We start from the raw sequence: 12,909 nt of genomic DNA, 5'->3' as shown, positions 1-12,909 counted from the left end.
GCAATAGTTTGACCAAATTTAAGGTGTCCAAGAGTATTTGGGAGAAAAGAGTTGTCTTGTGTATAGCACACAACATACGTTATCGTTGTATATATTTGACAGAGAAATGGATCTTTTTTCATGTCGCATAATACATTTGGTCATTTGTTTCGTGTAACAACATGGGGTGAAAGTCATGGTGCTGCTCTTGGTTGTGTCATTGATGGTTGTCCACCTGGAATTATTTTTACTCTTGCAGAAGTTCAAGCTTATCTTGATAAACGCAAACCAGGACAATCAAAATACACAACGCAGCGCCGAGAACCAGATAAAGTAGAGGTCCTTTCAGGAGTTGTTGTTCAAGACGATGGAACGACATTGGTGACAACAGGTACACCAATTTCTCTGTTGATTCGAAACACAGATCAGCGTTCGAAGGATTATAGCTCGATTGCCCATCAGTATCGTCCAGGACATGCGGATTATACTTATGATATTAAATATGGCATTCGTGATTTTCGAGGTGGGGGACGTGCTTCGGCACGAGAGACAGCAGCGCGTGTTGCAGCTGGTGCATTTGCTCGTAAAATCGTTCCTGGTTTGATTGTCCGAGGAGCAGTGATAGCAATTGGTCCTCATAATATTAATCGTGATCGTTGGGATTGGTCAGAGGTTAATAATAATCCTTTTTTTACAGCTGATGCAGAGATGGTTCACATTTTTAGTGATTATATCAGTGAACTCCGTAAAGAGGGAACATCTGTTGGTGCGGTTGTTGAGATCGTTGCAGAAAATGTTCCGGCAGGTTTAGGAGCCCCTATTTACGCAAAGCTTGATCAAGATATTGCCTCGTTACTTATGTCGATTAATGCGGTAAAAGGTGTGGAAATTGGTGATGGTTTTGCGGCAGCCCGCTTGAGGGGAGAAGAAAATGCCGATGAAATGCGAATGGGAAATGATGGAAAACCGCTTTTTTTATCCAATCATGCGGGAGGTATTTTAGGGGGAATATCGAGTGGACAGCCAATTGTTGCGCGTTTTGCTGTAAAGCCTACTTCATCAATTTTAACACCTCGTCGTTCCATTGATGTTGATGGTCATGATATAGACGTTATAACAAAGGGACGTCATGATCCATGTGTTGGGATTCGTGCTGTTCCTGTTGGTGAAGCGATGGTTGCTTGTGCTATTGCTGACCATTATCTAAGACATCGCGGTCAAGTTGGGTGAGTGAGAAGGTGAACAATGGCATATGATGAAAAAAAAATTGTTTCTGCACTTAAAGCTTTTGAACGCGGTGAAATTGTTGTGGTGACAGATGATGGTGACCGTGAAAATGAGGGAGATTTAACTGTTGCTGCAGCGCATTGTACAGAAGAAAAGATGGCGTTTATTCTTCGTCATACAACAGGTATTGTGTGTACACCTATGCCAAAAAAAGAAGCACAACGGTTTAATCTTTCTCCTATGGTACCAGATAATAACTCTGCACATGGGACGCAGTTTACAGTTACTGTTGATTTTAAACACGGCATAACAACAGGGATTTCAGCGCACGATCGTACATTAGCGGTGCGTAATCTTGCCAATTCAAATGCAAGTGCGGATGATTTTGTTCGTCCAGGGCATGTTTTTCCTTTGATTGCGCATGAAGGGGGAGTGCTCATGCGTTCAGGTCACACGGAGGCTGCTGTTGATTTATGTAAATTAGCTAATTTGCCGCCGGTTGGTGTTATCGGTGAGTTAGTTAATGATGATGGAAGCGTTAAACATGGTGATCAGATTATGAAATTTGCGCAAGAACATCGGTTGCATATTATAACGGTTGCAGATTTGATTGCTTATCGCCAACGTAAGGAAATATTGATCAAGCATGTTGGAGAAATGCCTATTGAAACATCTATAGGTTCCGCTATTGTTAAAAGTTACCAACTCCCTTGGGAATCCGTTCAGCATATTGCAATTATTTTTGGTGATATTTGTAAGGGTGAGGATATTCCCGTGCATTTACATCATGAAAACATTATAAGTGATGTTTTTTGTCAATCTTCAGATATTATGGTGATGATGCAGAGAATGATGAAAAAAGAGAAACGTGGCGTATTTATTTATTTGCGTGAAGGATCTGTTATACAATCAACTATTGGTATTCAAAACATGGCAAAAGACAGTTCAGAAAACCATGTGCAGGCGATTGAACGCGAAGCAGAATGGCGCAAAATTGGTTTAGGATCACAAATTTTAAAATATTTAGGAATAGGCTCTGTTATTGTTTATGCTTCTAAAGAGCATCATTATGTAGGTTTAGAAAATTTTGGAATTCGTATATCCAGAACAGATATTTTTTGAGGTTCATATGAAAAAAGAGATACAAGAGGGGGATATTACGACCTTAAGCTTCGAGCAAGCGCTTAAGCAACTTGAAGTTATTGTCGAAAATTTGGAACGTGGCGATGTGCCTTTGGAACAATCCATTGATATTTATGAACGCGGTGAAGCGCTTAAAAAGCATTGTGAAAAACTCTTAAGAGTTGCTGAAGCTAAAGTTGAAAAAATCCAGTTTTCAGAAGGAGGTTCTCCAGAAGGAGTAGAACCACTTGATGCTCAATAATATTAAATCTTTTTGGATATTTGTTGCTGGATTAAGCAGTGCAATAACCTTATTGTGTAGAATAACAAATTTTATTGATTTCTTTTTTATAAAATAAGTTACAAATGGGAAAAATCATAAATTATCTCGAATAGAGAAGAGTCTTTTTTAGTAAAAAAGATGCAAAGCTGTCAATAAAAGAGTAGAGAAGATGTATTTTTACCGTTGCGTTCTCTTGAGTTAAGGTAACAGGAGGGAGTTTTTTTGTCTCATGTTTTAACACCAGTGCTTGACCGTGTTTGTTTTCCGCAAGATTTGCGGGCATTGCCTGAGTCTGATTTGGTACAGTTGGCTGATGAGTTGCGGGCAGAAACAATTGATGCGGTTTCTGTAACAGGTGGTCATCTTGGGGCAGGACTTGGCGTTGTTGAGCTCACTGTTGCATTACATTATGTTTTTAATACACCAGAGGATAGGATTATTTGGGATGTTGGTCATCAAACCTATCCGCACAAGATTTTAACGGGGCGTAGAGAAAAAATTCGCACATTACGTCAAGAGGGCGGATTATCTGGTTTTACAAAACGTTCAGAAAGTGTGTATGATCCATTTGGAGCGGGGCATTCATCTACTTCTATTTCAGCGGGGCTTGGCATGGCGGTGGCAAGTGCTTTGAAAGCAGAGACAAGGCGCAATATCATAACTGTCATTGGTGATGGTGCAATGTCTGCGGGTATGGCTTATGAAGCCATGAACAACGCTGGTGCTTTGAATGCACGCTTGATTGTTGTTCTTAATGATAACGATATGTCTATAGCACCACCTACAGGTGCTATGAGTGCACATCTTGCACGGTTAGTATCTCGTCCTTCTTATCGTCATTTGCGTGAACGCGTAAAGATGTTAAGCGAAAAATTGCCAAAGTTTTTTGGGGATAAGGCCCGTCGTTCAGAGGAATTTGCGCGTGGACTTTTGGTTGGGGGAACTTTATTTGATGAGCTTGGCTTTTATTATGTTGGCCCCATAGATGGGCACAATTTGGGGCATTTATTACCTGTTTTTAAAAATGTTCGTGAATATCCTAATGGTCCTGTTTTGGTGCATGTTGTAACCCATAAGGGAAAAGGATATCCCCCTGCAGAAGCCTCGTCTGATAAATATCATGGTGTTAATCGTTTTGATGTCACGACAGGAAAACAGGTTAAAGCATCAAGCGATATTCTACCCTACACCAAGGTATTTTCTAAAGCTTTATCAGAAGAAGCGCGCCATGATGATAAGATTGTGGGCATAACAGCAGCGATGCCAACAGGGACAGGTCTTGATTCTTTTGCGGAAAAATTTCCAGAAAAAATGTTTGATGTTGGTATTGCAGAGCAACATGCCGTAACTTTTGCGGCAGGACTTGCTTGTGAAGGGTATAAGCCTTTTGTTGCAATTTATTCTACTTTTTTACAGCGTGCTTATGATCAAATTATTCATGATGTATCAATTCAAAAATTACCGGTACGTTTTGCTATTGACCGCGCAGGCTTTGTGGGGGCAGATGGTGCAACACATGCTGGAAGTTTTGATATTGTTTTTTTGTCCACTCTTCCTGACTTTGTTGTTATGGCACCTTCAGATGAACTTGAACTGATGCATATGGTGCGTACAGCTGCAGCCTATGATCAGGGTCCCATTTCTTTTCGTTATCCACGTGGTGAGGGGATTGGTATAGATTTACCGCAACGTGGTGAGTTATTAGAAATTGGAAAAGGGCGTGTTCTGCGTGAAGGAAATAGAATCGCTTTGGTTTGTTTTGGAACGCGGATGTCAGAAGTGTTGCAAGCTGCTGATGCGTTGGAGGCTGAAGGATTGTCTACAACGGTTGCAGATGCACGGTTTGCAAAACCTTTAGATAAAGATTTGATGCGTCGTTTGGCACGTGAGCATGAGGTATTGGTGACAATTGAAGAAGGTGCAATCGGTGGATTTGGAGCGCACATATTACAATTTTTAGCGCAAGAAGGGCTCTTAGAGCATGGTTTGAAAGTTCGTACACTAAAATTTCCTGATGAATATTTGAATCATGGTTCACCAGAAAAAGTTCTCTCAACTATCGGGCTTGACGCTATGGGCATTGTCAACACGGTTTTTGCTGTTTTGGGACGCGAGATTCGAACAGGATAGAAAATTCGAGTATGAGATGGCTTCCAGAAAAAGACTCGATATTCTTTTAGTTGAAAAAAACTTTTTTACGACACGTTCACGCGCACGTGATGCAATTATGCGCCAAACTGTTAAAGTTAACGGAGAAATCGTTTTTAAAGCTGGGCAAATCGTTTTTGATGATGCAGAGATTACCGTTTGTGATCCAGCGCAGAATTATGTTTCTCGGGCAGCGTTAAAATTGATTGCTGCACTTGATGCATTTCCAATTGTAACGGACAAAGTGACAGCCATTGATGTTGGTGCATCAACAGGTGGTTTTACGCAAGTTCTCTTAGAGCGTGGAGCAGATCATGTCATTGCGGTTGATGTTGGGCATCATCAATTTGATAAACGTTTATTGGGCAACAGTGCTATAACGTTATTAGAAGGCTTGAATGTTAGAGATTTTCAACAGGAACATTTAGGTGGGCGAGAAATTGATCTTATTGTTTCAGATGTTAGCTTTATTTCTCTCAAACTTGCATTGCCTCCCGTTTTGTCTTTAGCCAAGAAGGGCGCCCAAGCTGTTTTACTGGTAAAGCCTCAGTTTGAGGTTGGTCGTAAACACTTTAGTAAGGGAGGAATATTAAATCCATCAAGTGCTAAAGAAACTGCTGAGGAACTTTTTGTTTGGTTAAATACACAAACAGGGTGGAGTGCAAAAGGTTTAATTTCTTCCCCTATTACAGGTGGTGATGGCAACGTGGAATATTTACTATTCGGAGAAAAACAAGAGTGAATGACAATGTCATAATCGATCATATTGGAGCAAATGGTTATGGTATTGCTAAGACGTCTCACGGCTTCGTTTATGTTCCTTTTACTTTACCAGGAGAGTGTGCTAAAATTACGGTTCATGGAAAATATGCAACATATATAGCATTAAAAGAAAAATCATCAGAACGCATTGATGCTCTTTGTCAGCATTTTGGAGAATGTGGAGGATGTACTCTTCAGCATTGGCATATGGATGCTTATCGCGTATGGAAACAACAATTGGTTGTTGATGCGCTTAAAAAGTATGGACTTAATGATGTTGTTTCGCCTTTAATAGAATGTAAACCTTATAGCCGACGGCGGATTACTCTAACAGCATCCATGACCCCACAGGGGCAAAAAGTTGGTTTTAACCGTTATCTCTCTCATGAGATTGTGGCTTTTGAGGAATGTCCAATAAGCCATCCAGAGCTTATTTCTCAGTTGCATAATATCAGAGAGCTCTGTGCTTTTTTAAAGAGCTCTGTCAAACGGTTTCATATTACGATAACACGCGTTCAAAATGGTTTAGATGTTGCTTTAAATGGTTGCGTTATACACCATGAAACACTTCGTCAGAAAATGATTAGTGCAGCGCTTTCATATGGAATTACACGTTTATCTGTTGACGGTGAAGTTTTGGTTGAACGAGAAAAACCAGTGATTTACTTTGGAGATGTTCGTGTTGAATTTCCTTCTGGTGGTTTTCTTCAAGCAACCAGTGAAGCTGAAAATATAATGGGTAATATTATTTTAACGCATTTAAAAAAAGCAAAGAATGCTGTTGATTTGTTTTCAGGGGTAGGAACATTTACCTTGCGTATGGCAAAAAAGATGAATGTTCATGCAGTAGAAAATAATGAAGATGCATTAAGAAATCTAAATACAGCAGCACGTTTTGCGATTGGTTTAAAAACGGTCACTTGTGAAAAACGTGATCTTTTCCGACATCCCCTTTCTGTAAAGGAACTTGAGTGTTTTGAGAGTGTTGTTTTTGACCCTCCCCGTGCTGGAGCAGAGGAACAAGTACATGAATTGGCAAAGGCAACAATATCACGTGTTGTGGCAATTTCGTGTAATCCTACTACATTTGCTCGTGATTTATCTTTTCTTGTTGCAGGGGGATATACAGTAGAAAAAATCATACCAATTGATCAATTTTTATGGTCACCACATGTCGAAGTTGTTGCTGTTTTGAGCAAAAATAAAAAGAAGAAAGGTTGGAAGCTTTAGCCTGAAAGTTTTTTGACATAGTTCATTTGAGTATTATTATAAAATCTCTCTAAGATTTATCTACAATAATAATCTTTTTCTTTTCTTATTGAATGAAAGCACTGAATACAGGAAGTTTTTTTATTTTAAACTTTATTATGAAACATACAAGACAGTTACTCCACACAAAAAACGAATGTATCATGAAGAAGGTATGTCTAAGTCTGCCGGCACCATCGTAATATTCGCCAACTCCCAATGTTGTTACAGCCCTTGGCACTTAAGATGGTTCATTATGGCGTTTTTATCTTTTTTTGTACAGTTTCACTCCACACGGTTCTCCCTGCTTGTAACGTACAAACGAATAATTTTGATTAATTTAACAGACACAAATTTAAAATGAGAAAATCTTACGGTATTCAAGGTTTTAATTTAAATATGAATAACGCTCAATTATCTTTATAAATTAATGTTTGTAGCAAAAGCTCACTCTTCACAAGGACATCTTGATAAACGAGAAGGGGAAAATATTGAATATTGGGAAGGAATAAGCAAGCTTACTCCAGCGCAGTTCCACCGATTGTCATATTATTGATTCGAAGATGAGGTTGACCAACACCAACAGGGACATTTTGGCCAGCTTTTCCACACATACCGATACCATTATCAAGTTTACTATCATTACCAATCATTGTAATACGTTTCATAGCATCCGGTCCATTTCCAATAAGAGTTGCACCTTTGATTGGTGCACAAATTTTACCATTTTCTACTCGGTATGCTTCAGTACATTCAAAGACGAATTTTCCAGAAGTGATATCAACTTGTCCTCCACCGAATGAAACAGCATAGATACCACTTTTAAGTGAAGAAAGAATTTCTTCAGGTGTTTTATCTCCTCCTAGCATGATTGTATTGGTCATTCGTGGCATTGGGGCATAAGCATAGGATTCACGCCGTCCATTTCCAGTTGATTTACCTCCCATAAGCCGTGCATTAAGTCTGTCTTGCATAAAACCAACGAGTTTTCCATCTTCAATGAGAACGTTATATCCTGAAGGAGTCCCCTCATCATCGACAGTGAGAGAACCACGGCGTTGTGGAATTGTTCCATCATCAACAATTGTAACACCTTTTGCCGCAACTTGTTGTCCTAAAAGTCCAGCAAAAGCGGATGTTTTTTTACGGTTAAAGTCACCTTCTAAACCATGACCTACGGCTTCATGGAGCATAACACCAGGCCATCCGTTAGCTAAGACAACATCAAAAGATCCAGCAGGTGCTGCTTCTGCTTCTAAATTTGTTAAAGCCATACGTAAGGCTTCATCCGCAGCTTTTTTCCAATTGTCTTCATGAATAAATTGGTTAAATGTTTGTCGCCCTCCACACCCATAAAAACCATTTTCACGTCGATTGCCTTCAGCTACGACCACAGATATAGAAAGTCGCACAAGCGGACGAATATCACGAACCAAATAACCATCTGCACGTAAAATTTCAACATGTTGTAGCGAGCCAGAAAGAGAAACAGTCACTTGATGCAATTTATTATTTTTAGCACGTAAATAGGCATCAATTTTTTGCAAAAGAGCACTTTTTTCTTCAAATGATGGAGCATCAAGGGGATTATGCGGTAGATAAAGTCTTTTGTTTGTTTGTTGAGGTGCTATACTATAAGTTCCTGCATGATTATTATAGGTAACAGCTTTAGCAGCTTCACTGGCACGCTTGAGTGCTGCTGCTGATAATTCACTAGAATGTGCATATCCGGTAGCTTCTCCAGCAACGACACGCAGGCCAAACCCCATATCTTGATGAAATGAGCCGTTTTTAAGCTGTCCATTATCAAATAAAAGAGCTTCGCTTTCTGTATACTCGAGGTAAAGTTCTCCATCATCAGCATGATGAAGCGTTTCCTGTACAAGTGATTGCACTTTAGAAGAAGCAATATCAAAATGATCAATCAGCGATTTCATAAGAATTATCCTATTGCTATGGGGGCTTAGAAGATTTTTATTGATTTAAATTAAGAAGCTCTCAAAATATACGATGAGATTTTAATCATTCAATATGTATCGATTTCATTCATGTTGGTAAGGTTGCATAGGCATCGCCAAGACCATGAAGGTCAACGAGACCTCCAATTCCTTGCTCAGGAGTTGTGAAGATAAAATAGGTTGCCATTTTTCCTTTAAAAAAGAGTTGTAATATGTCTTCTTTAAGAAAGGCTTCAGCAACACAATTATCACCAAGACAACGACGATATTCCATTCTTCCCATATTTTTATCGTCAATTTTAATTCCAACGCCAGGACGTAATTCAACGCGAATCGGAACAAAAACACGCATCAAAGCACCTTGCTTTTGAGGAAGTTTATAAAATGTAACACGCAAGGTAATATCTTGACGCCCTTGTGTGTGAACGTTTTGTACAACTTCACACTGCATATTAGGGGTACCTGGTGGTAGAGCACAAACTTTTGTCCATGCACCATAGGTTTGTGGAGCAGGGACATTTTGCGCATAGGGTGTTTGTGCAAATGCATGACTGATAAAACTACTATAAAGTGTGTAAAGAACAGTGCCAATAAAAAAAGTTTTTTTGAGTAATTTATAAAGTATCACAGAAAATCCTATCCGACTCAACACTCACAACCATACATAGATTTACATAAAAAATGAATTCCCTATAAAAAACTATAACACAAAATCAGTATTTACCCAAATATATTAATCTATATGCAAGAAATAAAGGAAAATGAAAAAAATAGCATTTTATAGAAGATAAATTTTCAGTATGGTTTTATGATGTTCGGTAGGATACATTTGTAATGTTATAGAGAGAATGTTGATTGAAAAAATATTTTTGTTGCAAATGTTTCTATCTATTTTTAGGGGATACATACACAAGAGGGGTATCCCATATTTTTTCAAAAAGACGATTGGTTTTTATTTGTCATTCCCATACGCTCGATAATAGATCATATTTGTCAGATGATATTGGATTTGAGAATGACAAAAATGGAAAAGGGTTTTGAGTGGCATGTCAGTTTCAGGAGAGCTATCGATTGCGAATGGTAAGTCAACGCCACCAAAATCCACTATTAGTGATTATATCACATTATTGAAACCACGTGTTATGTCTCTTGTGGTCTTTACGGCTTTAGTTGGTTTGATGGTGTCTCCTGTTCCTATCAATCCGTGGTATGGTTTTTTAGCAATTTTATGTATTGCTGCTGGTGGCGGTGGTGCGGGGGCACTTAATATGTGGTATGATGCTGATATTGATGCCATGATGGAAAGGACTAAAAAGCGTCCCATTCCTATGGGTAAAATAAGCCCCCGAAAGGCATTTATTTTTGGTATGGTTCTTTCTATGCTTTCAGTATTGGTTATGGGGAGCTTCATTAATTGGTTTGCGGCATTTTTTCTTGCTTTTACGATTTTCTTTTATGTCGTTATCTATACAATTTGGTTAAAGCGTATCACACCACAAAATATTGTTATTGGTGGTGCTTCTGGAGCTTTTCCACCAATGATTGGATGGGCCGCGGCAACAGGGACAGTGAGTATTGATAGCTTTTTATTATTTTTAATCATTTTTATGTGGACCCCCCCTCATTTTTGGTCTCTTTCTTTATTTTCATCTCTTGATTATGAGGCTGCGGGGATTCCTATGATGCCTAATGTACGAGGTGAATATTCAACAAAAAAACAGATTTTATTTTATACTATTTTGATGGCATTATGTGCTGCTGCTCCTTGCTTTACTGGTCTTGGCGGAATTTTTTATGGTATTTTTTCAACAATTTTAAGCATTATCTTTATTTATTTTGCCTATCGTTTATGGAAAGCTGATACACATAATGGAACTATTTTGATGGCCAAAAAAACGTTTTTCTTTTCGTTACTCTATTTGGCAGGTATCTTTAGCATTCTTTTGATTGAATCTCTTGTTTGGTATTTTATCGCTCTTTAGGAAAATAAAATGAAAAAGCAAATTTAAAAAGAGCTTTTCTTCAAGAAAATACTGTAAGAAAACACGATAGAGTGTGTTCTTATGCAAAAGATGATATTGCACGTTTTTTTTACATTGCTTATTCATGTATAATAATAGGTTGTTTGAATATGATAAAGCTATAGAGATTAAGGATGATTTATGTCTGGACTTCCCCCTTTAACGATACGTCTTTGTGGTCCACGTGGATTTTGTGCAGGGGTTGATCGTGCTATCCAGATTGTTCTGCTTGCATTAAAAAAATATAGTGCTCCAGTATATGTTCGTCATGAAATTGTACACAACCGCTACGTGGTTGAGGGATTACAGCAACGGGGAGCTGTTTTTGTCGAAGAACTTGATGAGATCCCAGAAGAACATCGCAATCAACCGGTTGTTTTTTCTGCTCATGGTGTACCAAAATCTGTTTCAGAAGAAGCACGATGCTATAATTTGTTTTATCTTGATGCAACATGTCCGTTGGTCTCAAAAGTTCACAAACAAGCGATACGACATCAACGTCATGGTCGTCATGTTATATTGATTGGTCATGCTGGTCATCCTGAGGTGATAGGAACGATGGGACAGCTTGAAGAAGGGGCTGTGACGCTCATTGAAACGATAGAAGATGCTTTGCATTATCAACCCTATGATCCGGATAAATTAGGATTTGTGACACAAACAACGCTTTCTGTTGAAGATACAGCAGGAATTATCGATATATTACAACAACGTTTTCCTACATTAGCAGCCCCAGCGGCTGAGTCAATTTGTTATGCTACAACGAATCGGCAAGATGCGGTTAAAGCAGCGGCACAGGGGAGCGATTTGTTTTTGATTGTTGGAGCACCAAATTCCTCTAATTCACGACGTTTAGTAGAGGTTGCCGAAAAGTCTGGTGCGCGGCAAGCTATTTTAGTTCAGCGCGCTGATGAAATTAATTTTGAAAACCTAAAATCTCTTTCTATTGTCAGTCTTTCAGCGGGGGCTTCGGCTCCTGAAATTATTATTGATGAAATTATTTCAGCATTTCGTGAGCGTTATGATGTCACAATAGAATTAGCTGAAACAGCGGTAGAAACGGAAAAATTTTTAGTGAGTCGCGAATTACGTGATGTCATTTTAACGTCTCAAGATATGGCTTTTGTTAATGGTCAAGCAAGTAACGCAAAAAATGAACATCAAGATACCGCCATGTCTAAAACGAAAGCAGAATAATGGCCGTTTATACAGATATTCATCCAAATGATTTAAAAGCGTTCTTAACACGTTACGCAATAGGTTCACTTTTGTCTTATCAAGGTATAGAGGAGGGGATCGAAAATTCTAATTTTATGCTAGAGACAACACAAGGGCAGTTTATTTTAACACTTTATGAAAAGCGTATTTCAAAAGATGATTTACCTTTTTTTTGTCGCTTGATGCAGCATTTAGGACAGCGTGGAATTCCTTGTCCTCAACCCGTTATTCAAAATGATGGAATGATGATTAGTGAATTAGCAGGACGTCCTGCTGCTATTATTACTTTTTTGGAAGGAATGTGGGTCCGACAGCCCGATATGGGGCATTGTGGCGAAGTGGGTACGGGGTTAGCACAATTGCATTTAGCAGGACAGGATTTTACACTCAGTCGTAAAAATACTCTTTCTGTTATGGATTGGAAGGTCTTGTGGCAACGTTGTCAAACCAGAGAAGATGCATTGTTAAAGGAATTTGGACGAAAAATTGAGGGGGAATTGGCTTTTTTACAAGAAAATTGGCCATTAAATTTACCAACAGGTATTATTCATGCTGATCTATTTAATGATAACGTCTTTTTTGTGAATCATCGTCTTTCTGGGATGATAGATTTCTATTTTGCTTGTAATGACTTTTTTGCTTATGATTTAGCGATCTGTTTAAATGCTTGGTGCTTTGAGCCTGATCATTCCTACAATCTTACCAAAGCACGTAAGTTATTGGAAAGTTATCAAAAAATAAGACCATTGATCCCTTTAGAATTGGACAAGATGGTTTTATTAGCTCGTGGTGCGTCTCTACGTTTCTTACTCACACGTCTATATGATTGGTTTAATACACCGCCTAATAGCTTTGTTATTAAGAAAGATCCATGGGAGTATTGGCACAAGCTTTGTTTTTTCAGTAATGTAAATTCTCTGAGTGAATTAGGTTTTTAAATTTT

The 12,909-nt window shown here is 38.6% G+C and carries 11 protein-coding genes; 9 read left to right on the top strand and 2 right to left on the bottom strand.

The annotated features are described in order from the left end of the window. Positions 1-120 precede the first annotated feature (120 nt). The 6 genes from aroC (at position 121) to ACFIJL_RS02270 (ending at position 6,751) form a co-directional block, all read left to right on the top strand. The gene (gene aroC, locus ACFIJL_RS02295) at positions 121-1,209 is read left to right on the top strand and encodes a chorismate synthase (protein ID WP_375622315.1); all 1,089 of its coding nucleotides are present in this window, start codon (positions 121-123) and stop codon (positions 1,207-1,209) included. A gap of 15 nt (positions 1,210-1,224) precedes the next feature. After that, a complete protein-coding gene (gene ribB, locus ACFIJL_RS02290) occupies positions 1,225-2,328 on the top strand; it encodes a 3,4-dihydroxy-2-butanone-4-phosphate synthase (protein WP_375622314.1) in 1,104 nt (367 codons plus the stop codon). A gap of 7 nt (positions 2,329-2,335) precedes the next feature. After that, entirely contained in the window at positions 2,336-2,590 is a 255-nt protein-coding gene (locus tag ACFIJL_RS02285; protein WP_375622313.1) for an exodeoxyribonuclease VII small subunit, read from the top strand. 243 nt (positions 2,591-2,833) lie between these two features. After that, entirely contained in the window at positions 2,834-4,741 is a 1,908-nt protein-coding gene (dxs, locus tag ACFIJL_RS02280; RefSeq protein WP_375622312.1) for a 1-deoxy-D-xylulose-5-phosphate synthase, read from the top strand. Positions 4,742-4,757: 16 nt separating this feature from the next. After that, entirely contained in the window at positions 4,758-5,501 is a 744-nt protein-coding gene (locus ACFIJL_RS02275) for a TlyA family RNA methyltransferase (RefSeq protein ID WP_375622311.1), read from the top strand. Continuing rightward, complete coding sequence (locus ACFIJL_RS02270) at positions 5,498-6,751, top strand: class I SAM-dependent RNA methyltransferase (protein ID WP_375622310.1); 1,254 nt, start codon at positions 5,498-5,500, stop codon at positions 6,749-6,751. The genes ACFIJL_RS02275 and ACFIJL_RS02270 overlap by 4 nt, the downstream gene beginning before the upstream one ends. A 536-nt stretch (positions 6,752-7,287) precedes the next feature. On the opposite strand, the gene tldD is transcribed toward ACFIJL_RS02270, so the two are convergent. Both tldD and ACFIJL_RS02260 read right to left on the bottom strand, forming a co-directional pair. Further along, positions 7,288-8,706, bottom strand: coding sequence for a metalloprotease TldD (gene tldD / locus ACFIJL_RS02265; protein WP_375622309.1), 1,419 nt, complete (start codon positions 8,704-8,706; stop codon positions 7,288-7,290). Positions 8,707-8,815: 109 nt separating this feature from the next. Continuing rightward, positions 8,816-9,355, bottom strand: coding sequence for an invasion associated locus B family protein (locus ACFIJL_RS02260; RefSeq protein ID WP_375622308.1), 540 nt, complete (start codon positions 9,353-9,355; stop codon positions 8,816-8,818). Positions 9,356-9,773: 418 nt separating this feature from the next. On the opposite strand from ACFIJL_RS02260, the gene cyoE reads away from it, so the two are divergent. The 3 genes from cyoE (at position 9,774) to ACFIJL_RS02245 (ending at position 12,904) form a co-directional block, all read left to right on the top strand. Further along, entirely contained in the window at positions 9,774-10,709 is a 936-nt protein-coding gene (gene cyoE / locus ACFIJL_RS02255) for a heme o synthase (RefSeq protein ID WP_375622307.1), read from the top strand. A gap of 180 nt (positions 10,710-10,889) precedes the next feature. Further along, positions 10,890-11,945 carry a 4-hydroxy-3-methylbut-2-enyl diphosphate reductase gene (gene ispH / locus ACFIJL_RS02250; RefSeq protein WP_375622306.1) on the top strand — a complete coding sequence of 352 codons (1,056 nt, stop codon included), beginning with the start codon at positions 10,890-10,892 and terminating at the stop codon, positions 11,943-11,945. Next, positions 11,945-12,904 (top strand): homoserine kinase, encoded by a 960-nt coding sequence (locus tag ACFIJL_RS02245; RefSeq protein ID WP_375622305.1) that lies wholly within the window; start codon positions 11,945-11,947, stop codon positions 12,902-12,904. The genes ispH and ACFIJL_RS02245 overlap by 1 nt, the downstream gene beginning before the upstream one ends. Positions 12,905-12,909: the final 5 nt, after the last annotated feature.

Origin of the sequence: Bartonella sp. TT119HLJHH (genome assembly GCF_042193385.1) — a bacterium.
Classification (GTDB): Bacteria; Pseudomonadota; Alphaproteobacteria; order Rhizobiales; family Rhizobiaceae; genus Bartonella.
The sequence above is the reverse complement of the archived record's forward strand: the minus strand, read 5'-3'. Positions and strand labels throughout refer to the sequence as shown.

What these genes read in the sequence shown, in the direction of transcription:
- aroC (WP_375622315.1), top strand. Translation starts at nt 121, where the DNA reads ATGTCGCATAATACATTTGGTCATTTGTTTCGTGTAACAACATGGGGT.
- ribB (WP_375622314.1), top strand. Translation starts at nt 1,225, where the DNA reads ATGGCATATGATGAAAAAAAAATTGTTTCTGCACTTAAAGCTTTTGAA.
- ACFIJL_RS02285 (WP_375622313.1), top strand. Translation starts at nt 2,336, where the DNA reads ATGAAAAAAGAGATACAAGAGGGGGATATTACGACCTTAAGCTTCGAG.
- ACFIJL_RS02275 (WP_375622311.1), top strand. Translation starts at nt 4,758, where the DNA reads ATGGCTTCCAGAAAAAGACTCGATATTCTTTTAGTTGAAAAAAACTTT.
- tldD (WP_375622309.1), bottom strand. Translation starts at nt 8,706, where the DNA reads ATGAAATCGCTGATTGATCATTTTGATATTGCTTCTTCTAAAGTGCAA.
- cyoE (WP_375622307.1), top strand. Translation starts at nt 9,774, where the DNA reads ATGTCAGTTTCAGGAGAGCTATCGATTGCGAATGGTAAGTCAACGCCA.
- ispH (WP_375622306.1), top strand. Translation starts at nt 10,890, where the DNA reads ATGTCTGGACTTCCCCCTTTAACGATACGTCTTTGTGGTCCACGTGGA.
- ACFIJL_RS02245 (WP_375622305.1), top strand. Translation starts at nt 11,945, where the DNA reads ATGGCCGTTTATACAGATATTCATCCAAATGATTTAAAAGCGTTCTTA.